This window comes from Micromonospora sp. WMMD1274 (genome assembly GCF_049179035.1).
GTDB classification, from domain to species: domain Bacteria; phylum Actinomycetota; class Actinomycetes; order Mycobacteriales; family Micromonosporaceae; genus Micromonospora; species Micromonospora tulbaghiae.
On the sequence record NZ_JBMHMG010000001.1, the window covers coordinates 2,318,980 to 2,335,085 of the forward strand.

The window sequence follows — 16,106 nt, forward strand, 5'->3', positions numbered from 1 at the left end:
ACGACATGAGGAACATGCGCGCGGTGGCGCGGTACGGCGTCCTGCTGCTGATCACCGCAATCTTCGTGACCCCCCTGGTCTGGATGCTGCTGACCTCGGTGAAGACGTACGACGACGCGCAGCGGGTGCCGCCCGGCTGGCTGCCGGACCCGTTCTCCACCTACGGCTACGGGCAGATCGTCGACAACGCGGCGAACCCGGTGCTGCGCTGGTTCGTCAACAGCATGGCGGCGGCCACGCTGCACACGCTGCTGGTGCTGGTGACCGCGTCGATGGCCGCGTACGCGCTGGCCCGGATGCGGTTCCGCGGCCGCAAGGTGCTGTTCGCGCTGATCGTGGGCACCCTGTTCCTGCCGCCCACCTCGCTGATCATCCCGAATTTCATCATCGCCGAGCGGCTGAACTGGATCGACACGCTCACAGTGGTGATCGTGCCGGGTGCGGCGAACGCGTTCGGGGTGTTCTTCCTGCGCCAGTTCTTCCTCTCCATCCCGGCCGAGCTGGAGGAGGCGGCGGTGCTGGACGGCGCGAACCACTGGCAGATCTTCCGGCGGGTGCTGCTGCCGCTGTCGAAGCCGGCCCTGGCGACGCTCGCGGTGCTGTCGTTCCTGACCAACTGGAACGACTTCCTCTGGCCGGTGTACGTGCTGTTCAGCCCGGAACGGCTCACCCTGCCGGCGGGTCTGGGCCTGCTCCAGGGCGCGTACGTCACCGACTATCCGGTGATCATGGCGGGCGCGGTGCTGGCGAGCGTGCCGGTGCTGATCCTGTTCGTGCTGGCCCAGCGGCACATCATCCAGGGCGTCTCCCGCAGCGGCCTGAAGGGGTGAGCGGATAGGGAACGGCCCCCTTCTCGACGCGCGCCGGCGTCGAGAAGGGGGCCCTTCAGGTGCCCGCCTCAGGGGGTGGGGGCGGGCTCGGGGGTGTCCGAGTGCTCGCGCCGGGCCAGCCGGTTCTTGCGGTGGCCGTACCCGAAGTAGATGACCGCGCCGATCAGCATCCAGGCGAGGAACCGCAGCCAGGTCTCCACCGACAGGTTCAGGCTCAGGTAGAGGCACGCCACGGCGGTGAGGATCGGCAGCACCGGCGAGAACGGCACCTTGAACGGCCGCTCCAGGTCGGGGCGGCGCTTGCGCAGGATCGGCACCGCGATGGCGACCAGCGTGAACGCGCAGAGCGCGCCGATGCTGACCAGGTCGGCCAGCGCCGACAGCGGCAGGAAACCGGCCAGCAGCGCCACCGCGATCGTCATGATCCCGGCGATCCGGTACGGGGTGCCCCAGCGCGGGTGCACCTTGGCGATGGCGGGCGGGATGAGCCCGTCGCGGGCGATGGCGAAGCCGATCCGGCCCATGGCCACCAGGTCGACCAGGATCACGCTGGTGAGCCCGGCGACGGCGGCGATGGAGACGAGCACCGCGGCCCAGCCGGCGCCGACCGCCCGGAACGCGGACGCGATGGGCGCGCCCTCGTCGATCTCGGTGTACTTGACCATGCCGACCACGACCAGCGAGACGCCGATGTAGAGCACCGTGGAGATCACGAGCGTGCCGAGAAGGCCCAGCGGCAGGTCCCGCTTGGGCTTGCGGGTCTCCTCACCCAGGTTCGCCACGGCCTCGAAGCCGGTGTACGCGAAGAACACGACGGCGGCGGCGGTGAGCACCCCGACGAAGCCGAAGACGGAGGGTTCCAGCCCGAAGATGGCCTGGGTCACCGGTTGCTTGATGCCGTCGTCCCCGGCGCCGGCCGGCTCGGCGGACGGGATGAACGGGCTGAGGTTGGCCGCCTTGACGAAGAACAGCCCGGCGATGATGACGAAGGCACAGATCGCCACCTTGACCAGCACGAGCAGGTTGGTGACCCGGGCCGACTCGCGGATGCCGACGATGGCGACCACGCCGAGCACCAGCACGATGCCGATCGCGCCGAGGTTGACGACGCTGCCCTCCTCGGCGAACCAGGCGCTGGGCAGGCCGAACAGGTCGGCGAGGTAGCCGGACCAGCCGCGGGCCACCACCGCCGCGCCGAGCGCGAACTCCAGCAGCAGGTCCCAGCCGATGATCCAGGCGACGATCTCGCCCATCGTCGCGTACGCGTACGTGTAGGCGCTGCCGGCGGTCGGCACGCTGCTGGCGAGTTCGGCGTAGCAGAGCGCGGCGAGCAGCGCGACCAGGCCGGCGATGCCGAACGAGATCACCACGCCCGGCCCGGCGCTGTTGCGCGCCTCGACGCCGGTGAGCGTGAAGATGCCGGTGCCGATCACGATGCCGATGCCGAAGCCCATCAGGTCGACCGCGCCGAGCCGGCGCCGCAGGCCCGGTTTGCCGTCCTCGCCGTCGGCGTCGCCCTGGGCGAGCACGTCCCGGATCGGCTTGGTACGCAGGACCGACATCTGATCACCTCCCCCGCCGTGCGGCCGCCACGGTGGCGGTCTGCGACCGGCAAGCTACCCAGCCGTTTTCCGCTCCAATCCCGCACCGTGTGTCTCGGAATCGTCACGATCCGGCCGATCGGACGACACGGGACATCGATCGGCCGTCAGGGTCTTGCGCCGGGCACGGATAGATGAAAGTTTTCTACCGAAGGCATGGGTAGCGCGGCGAATCTTGCCGCCACACCCCGCCGCCGACCGTCCCCCCGGACCCGACGAAGGGACCGCACCGCATGAAGGCAACTCGGCTCGGAGCCGCCGCGCTGGCCGCGGCGCTGCTCGGCACGCTGGTCGCCGGCACGCCGGCGCAGGCCGCCCCCGGCGACACCGGCACCGCCACTTTCCCCTCCACCGACTGCGTCACCGACCCGGCCACCCCCAAGCGCCAGTTCCGGGCCATGTGGATCGCCTCGGTGACGAACATCGACTGGCCCAGCAAGGACTCCTGGACCGCACCGGACCAGGTGGCCAAGCAGAAGGCCGAATACCTGGCCTGGCTCGACCTGGCCCAGAAGCTCAACCACAACGCCGTCGTGGTCCAGGTCCGCCCGACCGCCGACGCGTTCTGGCCCTCGCCGTACGAGCCCTGGTCGGAGTACCTGACCGGCGTACGCGGCAAGAACCCCGGCTGGGACCCGCTGGACTTCCTGGTCGCCGAGTCGCACAAGCGCAACCTGGAGTTCCACGCCTGGTTCAACCCGTACCGCGTCTCGATGCCCGCGCCCGGCGGCGCCGGCGCCGACCTGTCGCAGCTGGCCCCGGACAGCCCGGCCCGCCAGCACCCGGACTGGGTCTTCGCCTACCCGCCCGCCGGCGTCGCCGGCAGCCGGCTCTACTACAACCCCGGCGTCCCCGAGGTCCGCGAGTTCGTCCAGACCGCGATGATGGACGCGGTCAAGCGGTACGACATCGACGGCGTGCACTTCGACGACTACTTCTACCCGTACCCGAGCGGCACCCACCAGGTGCCCGACGACGCCACGTTCGCGGCGTACAACCGGGGCTTCACCGACAAGGCCGACTGGCGGCGGGACAACATCAACCTGCTGATCCAGGAGATGAACGCCAAGATCAAGGCGGTCAAGCCGTATGTGAAGTTCGGCGTCAGCCCGTTCGGCATCTGGCGCAACGCGTCGGCCGACCCGAACGGCTCGGACACCACCGGCTCGCAGTCGTACGACATCATCTCCGCCGACTCCCGCAAGTGGGTCAAGGAGGAGTGGATCGACTACATCGTGCCGCAGCTCTACTGGTACATCGGCCAGTACCCGGCGGCCGACTACGCCCGGCTGGTGCCGTGGTGGGCCGAGCAGGTGCGCGGCACGCGGGTGCAGCTCTACATCGGCCAGGCCGACTACAAGAGCGGTGACCCGGCGTACGGGTCGTTCTGGATGAACCCGCAGGAGCTGTCGAACCACCTGACGCTCAACCGGTCGTACCCGGAGGTGCTCGGCAACGTGCACTTCTCCGCGGTGCAGGTCCGGGCGAACCGGCTCGGCGCCACCGACATCTACGCCGCCGAGCACTACTCCCGCCCGGCGCTGGTGCCCACCATGACGCACCTGCCGCGCAAGCCGCTGCTGTTCCCGGTGGTCACCAAGGCCCAGCGCGAGGCGGACGGGGTACGCCTGAGCTGGCGTCAGCCGGCCGACGGCAAGGGCCCGCTCGGCACCGCCGCGTCGTACGCGATCTACCGGTTCGACGGGCACGGCCTGGCCGGGCGCTGCGACTTCGCCGACGCCTCGCACCTGGTCGGCACCGTTCGGGCCACCGACGGCGCCGTGCAGTCCTGGGTGGACACCACGGCGGCCGCCGGCGCCCGGTACACCTACTACGTGACCGCGCTGGACCGGCTGGCGAACGAGAGCCCGGCGAGCCCGCCGCGCTTCGTGCGCTGACCCCCACCGGATGCCCCCGGGCCGCCTCGCGCGACCCGGGGGCATTCGTCTGTTCAGGCGGATGTCAGCGAGCCGTTCTCCGGGGCATCGCCCCAGCTCACCCATTTGATCGACACTTGTCGACATCCGGAGATCCCGGCCACCACCCGCGGAGGTTCCCGTGTCCCGTCGCCTCGCCACCACCCTCGCCGCCGGCGCGCTCGCCCTGCTCACCATGCTCGGTCTGGCCACACCGGCCGCCGCCGCGGTGAGCACCCAGCAGAAGCTGTCCGTCCTGACCAGCTGGACGCAGACCAGCGCGTCCAGCTACAACGCCTGGAACAGCGCCCGGCAGAACCGGGCGCCCTGGACCGAGTACGGCTTCGACTGGTCCACCGACTACTGCTCGTCCAGCCCGGACAACCCGATCGGGTTCAACTTCAAGCTCTCCTGCTACCGCCACGACTTCGGCTACCGCAACCACAAGGCGATGGGCGTCTTCTCGGCCGCCAAGTCCCGCCTGGACAGCGCCTTCTACGCCGACCTGAAGCGGGTCTGCGCCACGTACAACGCGGTGGTCCGGCCCGCCTGCTACAGCCTCGCCTGGACGTACTACCAGGCGGTGAGCGTCTTCGGCTCGGTCGCCGCCGTGTCGCAGGCCGACCTCGACCGCGCCGCCCGGATGAAGGCCGACGCCGAACGTCGCGCCGCCGCGCGCGCCTGACCCACCGCACGGGGAGTCCGCCGCCCGGCGGGCTCCCCGACGCGCTCAGCCGGCCGTGCTGCGTGGCTCGAACGCCGGCCAGGAACCCGGCGGCCGCACGCCGAACCGGGGCGAGTCGGCGGCCAGGTCCGGATGCTCGACGTGCAGCGCCAGCGCCGCCACCTCGTCCAGCCGCAGCCCCGACCCGGCGCCGTAGGCGGCGTCGAACGCCTCGTCGCCGAGCACCCGGCGCAGCTCCTTCTGCCGGGCCGACCAGTACGGGCCGTATATCCCCGGCGTGGCCCGCAGGTTCGCCCGGGTGGCCTGCGCCGCCCCGAACAGCCGGGCCGCGGAGAGCGCGTCCCCGGCGAGCGCGCAACGCACCGCTATCGCGTTGATCGTGTCGCAGGCCCGGCCCAGGTAGCCGTGGCTCATCCGGGACCGCAACGCCACCAGCAGATGCTCGTGCGCGGCGACCAGATCGCCCCGGGCCAGGGCCACCATGCCGAGCAGCATGTCCACCGACCGGCCGCCCCGCTCGGCCGGCCGGGCCGCCTCGACCGGGCGGGCCGCGGCGAGCAGGTCGGCCGCCTCGTCCAGCGCGCCCCGGCGCCAGAGCAGCTCGGCGAGGTTGTAGACGGCCAGCAGCGCGTCCCCCACCACGTCCTGCGCGAACGCCCAGTCGATCACCTCACGGCAGACCCGCTCCGCCTCGGCGAACTGCCCCATGTCGACCAGCGGCGCGGCGCGTCCGGCCAGCACCCGGGCCAGCAGCCCTCGGTCGCCGGACTGCCGGGCCGCCGCCTCGGCCCGCTGCGAGTACCGCAGCTCCTCGCCGAACTCGCCGTCCGCGCCCGCGTGCAGCGAGTGCATGTGGTACGCGGCGGCCAGCTCGGCGTCCGGCATCACCTCGCCGGTCTCGGCGAGCCGGCCGTAGAGCCGGAACAGCCAGAGCCGCCCCTCCCGGGCCAGCCCGCGCTCCCGCCACCACTGGTCCAGGTCACCCGCCAGCGACAGCCCCGACCGGGCGCTGCCGCCGGTGGCGCACCAGCGCAACGCGGCCCGCAGTTCGTTCGCGAGCGGGTCGAGCGCGTACAGGGACAGCGTCACCGGGCGGCCGTCCGCTCCCAGGTGTGCCCGGTCCAGCGCGTGCCGGCACCAGGCGACGTGCCGGTCCCGGGCGCTCTGCTCCTCGCCCGCCTCGACCAGCCGCCGGGCCGCGTACGCGCGGATCGGGTCGAGCATCCGGTAGGTGCTGCCGGAGGCGTGCGGCTCGGCCAGCACCATCGACTTGTCCACCAGCACCGACAGCGGGTCGAGCGGGTCCTCGTCGAGCAGCCACTGCACCGTCGGCAGGTCCACCGGGCCGGCGAACACCGCCATCCAGCGCAGCAGCCGGGCCGAGCGCGCGCCCAGCGTCCGGTACGACCACGTCACGGTGGCCTGGATGGTCAGGTGCCGCTCGCTGGCCGAACGCTGCACCGCCCGGGTCGCCGGGGTGGGCGGGGCGGCGCCGGTCGCGGCGGCCACCAGGTCCACCGTGTCCTGCTGGTTGCCGCTCCAGCCCGCCTCCACCGGCGGCGGCTCCGCGGTCTCCCGGCCGGCGTCGAGCGTGCCCAGCATGTCGTCCAGCCGTTCCGCCAGTTGCCCGGCGGATAGCACCCGCAGCCGGGCCGCGGCCAGCTCGATGGCCAGCGGCAACCCGTCCAGGCGGCGTACCACCCGGTGCAGGTCGGCCTGCTCGGCGGGCTCCGGCGCGCGGCCGCCCCGGGCCACGGCGGTACGGTCCAGCAGCAGCGCCACCGCGTCGCTGCCCCCGCCGTCGGGCCCCTCGTCCACCGACAGCGGCGGGATCCGCCACACCACCTCGCCGGGTACGCCGAACGACTCCCGGCTGGTCGCCAGCACCCGCACGCCTCGGCCACCGGCCAGCAGCCGGCTGATCACCTCGGCCGACGCGGCGGTCTGGGCGTCGCAGGTGTCGAGCAGCACGAGCATCCGGCGCGGCGCCGCGTACTCGACGAGGGTGTCGAGCATCGGCCGGCCCGGCTCGGGACGGAGGCCGAGCACGGCGGCGATCTCGAACGCCACCAGCCCCGGGTCGGTCACCGCGGCGATGTCGACGAACCAGACGCCGTCCGGGTAGTCCTCGACGATCCCGGAGGCCAGCTCCACCGCCAGCCGGGTCTTGCCGGCGCCGCCCGCGCCGAGCACCGTCACCAGGCGGTACGCCTCGACCAGCCGCCCCAGCTCGGCCCGCTCGGCCTGCCGGCCGACGAACGAGGTGACCTGGGTGGGCAGGTTGTGCGCTGTCGCGTCGGCGGTACGCGGACGCGGGAACCGCCGCTCCAGCCCGGGCGCGACGAGCTGGAACAACCGCTCCCGGTCGTCGAAGCCGCGCAGCCGGTGCAGCCCGAGGTCCAGCAGGGACACCCCGTCCGGCAGCGGGTCGGCGTGCTGGGCGGTGGCGGCCGAGCAGAGCACCTGCCCGCCGTGCGCCGCGGCGGCCACCCGGGCGGCCCGGTGCACCTCGGGGCTGGCGTACTCGCCGTCGCGGGGCTCGGCGTAGCCGGTGTGCAGCCCCATCCGTACCCGGGGGGTGGCGTCCGGGTTGGGCCAGTCGTGGCCGGCGAGCGCGCGCTGCGCGGTAAGGCAGGCGCGGACCGCGGCGGCGGCGTCCGGGAACGCGAGGAAGAACGAGTCCCCCTCGGTCAGCAGCTCCGCGCCGTCGGTGCCGGCCAGGGTGTCGCGCAGCAGCCGCCGGTGCTCGTGCAGGACCGGGCGGTAGACCGGGCCGAGCATCCGGGCCAGCCGCGTCGAACCCTCGATGTCGGTGAACACGAAGGTCACCCACCCGCTGGGGAGGTGGTGTCCTTGCGACATACGTCGAACCTCCGCCCGGTGACGTCGGGTTCATGCTGCCCTATGGTCGTGCCGTCACGCATCGTGAGAACGGCTGGGCAGATTCCGCCCCAAGGTGCCAAAAGATCACAGCGGCGGCAAGACCCCGATCGACCCGCGGGACGGGCGGCGGAGAGTCAGCAGCCGCAGGAGCCGCCGCAGCAACCGCCACCGCTGGGAATCCCACCGCTCGGGGCGGAGCCGCCCCGGCCGGTGACGGCCACCGTGGACAGCAGTTTCACCGTGTCGGCGTGGCCCTGCGGGCAGGTGGCCGGCCGTCCGGCCTCGGCCATCGGGCGGTTGACCTCGAAGGTGTCGCCGCAGGCGCGGCAACGGAACTCGTACCGGGGCATGCCCCAAGCGTACGGCCGGGCCTGACGTCGTCACCCGGATGGGTGATACTCGACGGGTGGTGGACGGCGAACGGCGAGCGACGGCCCGGCCCCTGCGACCCGCCGCGCCGCCGCCCGACGACGGTGCCCCGCCCGTCCCGCGTCCCCGGCGCGAGCGCGACGCGCTCCCCCCGAAGCCGCCCGCCGACCCGGCCCGCGATGCGGGTGCGGCTGCTGGCGCGGGCCCCGAGCCGGGTGAGAAGCCGCAGCCCGAGCCAGGTGCGAAGCCGGACGGCGAGTCCGGGGCGAGCGGGCCCCAGCAGACCGACTCCGGCCCGGAGGCGAAGGCCGAGGCGGCGGCCGCCGGCGGGCGGCGTCGGCGGATGCCGTTCGCGCACGCCGTCCGGGCGCGCCCCAGGCAGCTCGCCGTCGGCGCGGCCCGGGCCACCCGTGCCTGGTCCCGGCGGCCCGGCGGGCGCACCACGCTGCCCGCGCTGTTCCTGCTCGCCCTGGTCGCCGCCGCCGCAACGGCCGGTGCGGTGATCGTGCCGGCGGCGGTCGGCCGGCCGGAACCGGTCGCCGACGCCACGCCGTCGCAGAGCGTGCCGCAGACCGCCGCGGCGCCCGCCACGCCCCCGCTGCCGGAGCTGACCGGCCTGCCCGGCACCGCCGCACCGACCGGCACGCCGCTGCCCGGCGCGACCACCGCCCCGGTGCTGCCCGCAGGACGCCCCGCCGACGCGCTCGCCGGCTGGGCGCAGCGGGTCGGCGCGGTGACCGGCATCCCCGCGGTGGCGCTCCAGGCGTACGCCTACGCCGAGCTGGTGCTCGCCCAGACCAACCGCGCCTGCCAGTTGAGCTGGACCACGCTGGCCGCGATCGGGTACGTCGAGTCGCGTCACGGCGCGGCCAACGGCGCCACGCTGCAAGCCGACGGCCGGGCGCTGCCGGAGATCAAGGGGCAGCCGCTCGACGGGCAGGGCGGCCGGTCCCGCATCCTCGACACCGACCAGGGAACGCTCGACGGCGACCGGGTCCACGACCGGGCGCTCGGCCCGATGCAGTTCATCCCGACCACCTGGCAGGAGATCGGCGCGGACGCCGACGGCGACGGCGTGAAGAACCCGCACGACATCGACGACGCGGCGCTGGCCGCCGGGCTCTACCTGTGCAAGGGCGGCCGGAACATGACCATCCCGGGCGACTGGTGGGGCGCCATCCTCTCCTACAACGATGTGCGTCGGTACGCCCAGGACGTCTTCGACAAGGCCGACGAGTACGGCAGGCTCAGCCGCAACGTGAGGTGACGGCTCGCGTACATTCGCGGACTGAACCCTTCCCCCCGGCTGCCGTTGACGGCAAGCTAGACGGGTGATGGTGCGCGAGTGGGATCCCAGGACCGCGTCGTCCGCCGAGATCGCGTCCCTGCTGGACACGCTGAACGCGGTCCTGGCGGCCGATCTGCCGCAGGATCCGCCATGGCGGGAGAGCTCCATGCGGGAGTATCTGTCCGAGGTCATGCCCGGCGAGCGGCGGATCTCGTGGGTCGCGCAGGACGACGACGCCCCGGACGGCACGCCCGGTGCGATCCTCGGGCATGTGCACGTGCTGCTGCTCGGCGGGATCGGCGTGCTCGAGGTGCTGGTGCACCCGTCGATCCGGCGCAGCGGCATCGGCCGTGAGCTGGTGCGGGTGGCCGCCCGCCGGGTCTGGGACGAGGGCTTCCAGTCGATCGGCGTGGAGGTGGTCGGCGACACCCCGGCCGTGGGGTTCTACGAGTCGCTGGGCTTCACCCGCGACTACGTGGAGACCCGCAGCGTGCTCGACCTGCGCACGGTGGACTGGCCGGCGCTCACCGAGATGGCCGCCGAGGTCGGCGCGGGCTACCGCGTGGAGTTCTGGCCGGGTGGCCCGCCGGACGAGCTCATCGAGGCGTACGCGCGGGCCAAGGCCGAGGTGCGCGACTCCGACGACGTGGAGCTGCGGCCCAGCTCCTACGACCCGGACCGGCTGCGCGACAGCCTCGCCACGCTGCACCGGCGCGGCATGAAGCCGTACATCGTGCTGGCACTGCACGAGCAGACCGGCGAGGTGGCCGGGCTGACCGAGGTGGTGGTGCCGGCGCAGCACCCGACCCGGGCCGATCAGTACGACACGATCGTCGTCCACGACCACCGCGGCTACGGCATCGACCGGGCCATCAAGGCGCGGATGCTGCTGGAGCTGCGCTCGGCCGAGCCCGAGGTGGCCGAGGTGCAGACCTGGAACGCGCAGGACAACGAGTCGATGCTGAAGGTCAACGCCGAGCTGGGCTACCGCCCCGACCGCGACTGGTGCGAATACGGTGTGGACGTGGCCGAGCTGGTGCACCGGCTGGACAGTCACCGCTGAGCGTTCACCGGCCGGCCATCGAAGGGGCTGGACGGTGCACCCACCAGAGCCTTAACGTTCGTTAGTTCCTGTCCACCCATCGTGGAGGCCCCATGCGCCCGCGCCGCACCCTCGCCGCGCTCGCGACCACCGCCGCCGTCACCCTCACGGCGATCGCTGTCGCACCCACCGCGGCCAGCGCCGCGCCCACCGACCTGTTCATCTCCGAATACGTCGAGGGGTCGTCCAACAACAAGGCCGTCGAGCTGTACAACGGCACCGGCGCCCCGATCGACCTGGCGACCGGCGGCTACCAGCTCCAGCTCTTCTTCAACGGTGCCACCACCTCGACGAACGTGGCCCTGACCGGCACCGTCGCGGCCGGTGACGTGTTCGTCTTCGCCGCCGCGGCGGCCGCGCCGGCGATCCTCGCCCAGGCCGACCAGACGTACTCCGGCTCGCTGTTCAACGGCGACGACGCGATCGTGCTGCGCAAGGGCGACGCGGTGGTCGACTCCATCGGCCAGGTCGGCGTCGACCCGGGCAGCGAGTGGGGCAGCGGGCTCACCAGCACTGCGGACAACACGCTGCGCCGGCTGCCCTCGGTGACCGCCGGCGACACCGACCCGGCGGACGCGTTCGACCCGGCCGCGCAGTGGGCCGGCTTCGCCACCGACACGTTCGACGGGCTGGGCAGCCACACCGTCGGCGGAGGCGGTCCGGTCGACCAGCCGCCCACCCTGGCCTGCGGCGGGGCGCTGACGCTGTCGGCGGGCGCCACGGCGACCCGCGAGGTCACCGCGACCGACGCCGACGACACGGTCACCGACCTGGCGGTCACCTCGGTGGTGCCGGTGCCGGCGAACGGCTCGATCAGCCGTACCGCGTTCACCCCGGCGGCCGGGAACGGTGGCACGGCCACCGCGACGGTCACCGCCACCGGCCTGCCGGCCGGCAGCTACGCGGTCACCGTGACCTCCACCGACGCCGAGGGCGGCACCGCCACCTGCACGCTCACCGTGCAGGCCACCAGCGTGCTGTCGATCGGCGAGGTGCAGGGCCGCACCGCCGGCGACGAGGACGGCCGCACCGACCGGTCGCCGCTCGCGCCCGCCAGCGGCAACGGCACCAGCTCCACGCTGTACGACGTGCGCGGCGTCATCACCGGCATGTCGCTGACCCGCAGCTCGGCCGGGGCCGACCAGTGGGGCTTCTACCTCCAGAGCCGGCTCGGCACCGAGGACGGCGATCCGCTGACCTCCGACGGGCTGTTCGTCTTCATGGGCTCGTTCACCACGCTGATCGGCGGGTACGCCCCGACCGTCGGCGACGAGGTCGTGCTGCGCGGCCGGGTCTCCGAGTACTTCAACCAGACCCAGCTCTCCGGTGCCTCGCTGGTCCGCAAGCTGGACTCCGGCCTCGACGTGGACACCGCGGTCCGGGTCGACGACGCGGTCCCGCCGGCCGAGGCGGCCGCCGCCGACCTGTTCTGGGAGCGGCACGAGGGCGAGCGGATGCGGGTACGCGCCGGCAGCGGCGTCTCGGCGCCCCGGCACATCTACTCCTCCACCGCCGACTCCGAGATCTACGTGCTGGACCGCGAGGACCCGGTGATGAAGCGGTCCGACCCGTACGCCCGGCGGGTGTTCCGGGACGCGCACCCGCTCGACGACATCCCCGGCACGCTGTTCGACAACGGCAACAACCAGCGCATCCTGCTGGGTGCCGGCGGCGTGAAGGCGACCGCCGGTGACTCCCGGGCGCTGCTGCCCGAGGCGCGCACGTTCGACACGCTCACCGAGGACGCCTACGGCTCCGTCTCGTACGCGTTCAGCAAGTACAGCGTGCAGCCCGAGCAGCTCACCCTGACCGGCGGCGCCGACCCGGCCGCGAACCACCCGCCGCTGCCCGCCGACCGCGGCAGCGAGGTCGCGATCGCCACGTACAACGTGGAGAACCTGTACGACTACCGGGACGACCCGTTCGACGGCTGTGACTTCGCCGGCAACACCGGGTGCCCCGGGGTCAGCCCGCCGTTCGACTACGTGCCGGCGAGCCCCGAGGCGTACGCCGCCCGGCTGGCCGTGCAGGCCCGTCAGATCGTCGACTCGCTGCACAGCCCGGATCTGATCCTGGTGCAGGAGGCCGAGGACCAGGACATCTGCTCGGTGGTCGACGGCGCTCTGGCCTGCGGCGACACCAACAACGCCGACGGCGCGCCGGACACCGTGCAGGAGCTGGCGCTGACCATCGCGGCGAACGGCGGCCCGGCGTACGCCGCCGCGTACGACCGGACCGGCGCGGACGCCCGGGGCATCGCCTCGGCGTTCCTCTACCGGACCGACCGGCTCACGCTCGCCGAGGCGACCGCCGCGGACCCGCTGCTGGGCTCCGCCCCGACGGTCCAGTACCGCTCGGCGGCGCTGCCGTCCAACACCGACGTGCAGAACCCGAAGGCGTTCAACGCGGTGCTGCCGGCCGACGTGGACCGGTCGACCGGCGTGGACGGCAGCAACGTCTACACCCGCGCGGCGCAGGTGGCCCGGTTCACCGTGAAGGCCGGCCCCGGATCGACCGAGCGGTTCACGCTCTGGGCCGTCGCCAACCACTTCTCGTCCGGGCCGGACAGCCGGGTCGGGCAGCGCCGCGAGCAGGCCGCGTACGGGGCGGCGATCGTCCAGGCGGTCGAGACGAGCGACCCGAACGCCCGCGTGGTGTACGGCGGCGACCTGAACGTCTTCCCCCGCCCGGACGACCCGATCGCCACCGCCCAGAACCCGACCCCGTCGGACCAGCTCGCCCCGCTGTACGAGGCCGGGCTGCACAACCTCTGGGACGACCTGGTGGCGGACGCGCCCGCGTCGGCGTACTCGTACACCTTCAGCGGTCAGGCGCAGACGCTGGACAACCTCTTCGTCAACGACCCGATGCACGACGACCTGGTGCAGGTGCGGACGGCGCACATCAACGCCGACTACCCCACCGACGCGCCGGAGCTGGGCGACCGGGGCGCCAGCGACCACGACCCGCAGGTGGCCCGGTTCCGGTCGCGCGCCTCGCTGCGGGTCGCGGACACCTCGGTCGCCGAGGGCGACAAGGGCACCAGCGCGATGACGTTCACCGTCACCGTGTCCCGCCCGCTCTCCGAGCCGGCCCTGATCTGCGCGACCACGTACGGCACCACAGCTCAGGCCGGGTCGGACTACGACCCGTACGTGGGCTGCCGGGTGCTGGCCGCGGGCCGGACCTCGCTGACGTTCCCGGTCACCGTGCGCGGTGACCGCAAGCGCGAGGCGGACGAGAAGCTCACGCTGTACGTGGCGGGTGTGCCGGGCCTGCGGCTCGCCGACCCGTCCGGCGTCGGGACGATCCTCAACGACGACTGAGCGGCGTTCCGCGCGGCGGGCCGTCGATTCGCTCATGGGCGGATCGGCGGGCCGCCGCGGTATCCGCACCGCTGCGGGTCGGGCGGGGGCGGCACGCTCCGGTACTTGGCCACCCGCACCTCCCACTGGCTGCGGCGCCGCAGCCAGTCCCGGACCTCCCGATTGCGGTAGAAGGTCTCCGGCGGGCGGGCCAGCCCGTACCGGTCGGCCCACCACTCCCCCGGCTCCGGGTCGGTGACGATGTCGAGGTGGGACGGGTACCGCCGCTCCGCGCCGTCGCGCAGGTCGGCCCGGTCCCGCATCGGCTTGAGCACCCGGCCGGCCTCGTCGACGACCACGAGCCGGAAGCCGGCCGTGCCGACGATGCGGGACAGCATGGCCAGGCTCGGCGTCAGGCTGCCCGCCTCGATCCGCCCGATCGTGCTCGGATGCACCCGGGCGAACCGGGCCAGCTCACGTTGGCTGGCGTCGGCCCGGCGACGCACCGCACGGACGATCCCCGGCGCCGGGAACGGCACGTCGAACGGCTCGGTGAGCAGTGCCGGCCCGCCGTCTGCCGCCACCGCGGCGGTAGCGCCGGGATCGGCGCCGGTGGCGGCGGACACCGCGCGTGCGGTGCCGTTGGCGGGAGCGGTTTCCGGCCCGGTGCCGGCGATGTCTGTCACGCCGCCCACGGTCCCGCCGTCCGCCCTGGCCCGGCAACCCCGCACCCGGCTCCTGTGGAAAACCTGGCAGACGGCGTCCAGCCCTGCCCGGCGCCAGTCGCCGACTCACACAGAGCGTGACTTTCACTCAGCGTTAGATACCGCGCGGAAGCCGGCAACCCAAAGCGATCAACAAATAGGACGTAAGCAGACACAATCCCCGAGATCGCGGCGGCAGCAGGAACCACCTCGGCAGACTTTGCTCTGCAGCCATAGAGGCGGCACTCACGCTTCGTGACAGTTGCGCCCATGGCTGCAGAGCAAAGTGGGCCAGAGGTGAAGCAGCCCGCAGGCCAGAACGTTGCGCTGAGTGACCGGCATGGCTGTGGACAACCCATCGTCGGCCGCACGAACCGAGGCAAGCCCGCAGCCGACCTGCCGGCAGCGCGAGCGACGTCGGGCGCGCGTCGGTCAGTAGCGCTCGCGCAGCAGCTGGGCGGCCTCGACGGCCCAGTAGGTGAGGATGATCTGGGCGCCGGCCCGGCGGATCGAGGTGAGCGTCTCCAGCATCACGCGCTCGCGGTCGATCCAGCCGTTCGCGGCGGCGGCCTCGACCATCGCGTACTCACCGGAGACCTGGTAGGCGGCGACCGGGACGTTCACCGCGGCCCGGACCGCCGACACCACGTCGAGGTAGGGCAGCGCCGGCTTGACCATGACCATGTCGGCGCCCTCGGCCACGTCCAGCTCGACCTCGCGCAGCGACTCGCGCAGGTTCGCCGGGTCCTGCTGGTAGGTGCGCCGGTCCCCCTCCAGCGCCGACTCCACCGCGTCGCGGAACGGGCCGTAGAAGGCGGAGGCGTACTTCACCGCGTACGCGAGCACCGAGACGTCCTGGTGCCCGGCGGCGTCGAGCGCCTTGCGGACCACGCCGACCTGGCCGTCCATCATCCCGGACGGCCCGACCACGTGGACCCCGGCGGCGGCCTGGGCCACCGCCATGTCGGCGTACGCGGCGAGCGTGGCGTCGTTGTCGACCCCGCCGTCCGGGGTGAGCAGGCCGCAGTGCCCGTGCGAGGTGAACTCGTCCAGGCACAGGTCGCTCATCACCACAGTCGAGTCGCCGACCTCGGCGATCACGTCCCGGATCGCCGTGTTGAGCACGCCGGCCGGGTCGACGCCACCGGAGCCGGTCTCGTCCCGCGTCGCCGGCACCCCGAACAGCATGATCCCGCCGACCCCGGCCTGGACCGCCTCCGCGGCGGCCTTGCGCAGCGAGTCCCGGGAGTGCTGGAGCACCCCCGGGAGCGACGCGATGGCCCGCGGCTCGGTCAGCCCCTCCTTGACGAACATCGGCACGACCAGTTCGGCCGGGTCGACGCGGGTCTCGGAGACCAGCCGCCGCACGGCCGCGTTGCTACGCAGCCGGCGGGGCCGGATCTCGGGGTACGGCATGACGGGC

Annotated in this window: 11 protein-coding genes; 6 read left to right on the forward strand and 5 right to left on the reverse strand. The window is 73.1% G+C overall.

Annotated elements, in window-relative coordinates; all coding sequences use genetic code 11:
* The first annotated feature begins 5 nt into the window (after window positions 1-5).
* Window positions 6-830, forward strand: a complete 825-nt coding sequence (locus ACN27D_RS10625; protein WP_358177557.1) for a carbohydrate ABC transporter permease — start codon at window positions 6-8, stop codon at window positions 828-830.
* Window positions 831-898: 68 nt separating this feature from the next.
* On the opposite strand, the gene ACN27D_RS10630 is transcribed toward ACN27D_RS10625, so the two are convergent.
* Window positions 899-2,392, reverse strand: coding sequence for an amino acid permease (locus tag ACN27D_RS10630; RefSeq protein ID WP_358177560.1), 1,494 nt, complete (start codon window positions 2,390-2,392; stop codon window positions 899-901).
* A 272-nt stretch (window positions 2,393-2,664) separates the two neighbouring features.
* Between ACN27D_RS10630 and ACN27D_RS10635 the strand changes: the two genes are divergently transcribed.
* Window positions 2,665-4,329: a glycoside hydrolase family 10 protein gene (locus ACN27D_RS10635; protein WP_421499025.1), complete on the forward strand. Its 1,665-nt coding sequence runs from the start codon at window positions 2,665-2,667 to the stop codon at window positions 4,327-4,329.
* A gap of 160 nt (window positions 4,330-4,489) precedes the next feature.
* The gene (locus ACN27D_RS10640) at window positions 4,490-5,032 is read left to right on the forward strand and encodes a phospholipase (RefSeq protein WP_121686089.1); all 543 of its coding nucleotides are present in this window, start codon (window positions 4,490-4,492) and stop codon (window positions 5,030-5,032) included.
* A gap of 45 nt (window positions 5,033-5,077) precedes the next feature.
* Here ACN27D_RS10640 and ACN27D_RS10645 read toward each other — a convergent pair whose 3' ends face one another.
* Window positions 5,078-7,894 carry an ATP-binding protein gene (locus ACN27D_RS10645; RefSeq protein ID WP_121686088.1) on the reverse strand — a complete coding sequence of 939 codons (2,817 nt, stop codon included), beginning with the start codon at window positions 7,892-7,894 and terminating at the stop codon, window positions 5,078-5,080.
* Between the two features lie 155 nt (window positions 7,895-8,049).
* On the reverse strand, window positions 8,050-8,265 hold the full coding sequence (locus ACN27D_RS10650) for an FmdB family zinc ribbon protein (RefSeq protein ID WP_013288739.1): 216 nt from the start codon (window positions 8,263-8,265) through the stop codon (window positions 8,050-8,052).
* A gap of 38 nt (window positions 8,266-8,303) precedes the next feature.
* Here ACN27D_RS10650 and ACN27D_RS10655 point away from each other — a divergent pair, with 38 nt between their 5' ends.
* From ACN27D_RS10655 to ACN27D_RS10665, 3 genes are all read left to right on the forward strand, one after another.
* Complete coding sequence (locus ACN27D_RS10655; protein ID WP_421499026.1) at window positions 8,304-9,551, forward strand: murein transglycosylase; 1,248 nt, start codon at window positions 8,304-8,306, stop codon at window positions 9,549-9,551.
* Window positions 9,552-9,618: 67 nt separating this feature from the next.
* On the forward strand, window positions 9,619-10,635 hold the full coding sequence (locus ACN27D_RS10660) for a GNAT family N-acetyltransferase (protein ID WP_120572980.1): 1,017 nt from the start codon (window positions 9,619-9,621) through the stop codon (window positions 10,633-10,635).
* Window positions 10,636-10,727: 92 nt separating this feature from the next.
* Window positions 10,728-14,000 (forward strand): lamin tail domain-containing protein, encoded by a 3,273-nt coding sequence (locus ACN27D_RS10665; protein ID WP_421499027.1) that lies wholly within the window; start codon window positions 10,728-10,730, stop codon window positions 13,998-14,000.
* Between the two features lie 32 nt (window positions 14,001-14,032).
* Here ACN27D_RS10665 and ACN27D_RS10670 read toward each other — a convergent pair whose 3' ends face one another.
* Window positions 14,033-14,665, reverse strand: a complete 633-nt coding sequence (locus ACN27D_RS10670) for a helix-turn-helix domain-containing protein (RefSeq protein WP_357896423.1) — start codon at window positions 14,663-14,665, stop codon at window positions 14,033-14,035.
* A 450-nt stretch (window positions 14,666-15,115) separates the two neighbouring features.
* Window positions 15,116-16,099: a porphobilinogen synthase gene (gene hemB, locus ACN27D_RS10675; RefSeq protein ID WP_120572977.1), complete on the reverse strand. Its 984-nt coding sequence runs from the start codon at window positions 16,097-16,099 to the stop codon at window positions 15,116-15,118.
* Window positions 16,100-16,106 lie beyond the last annotated feature (7 nt).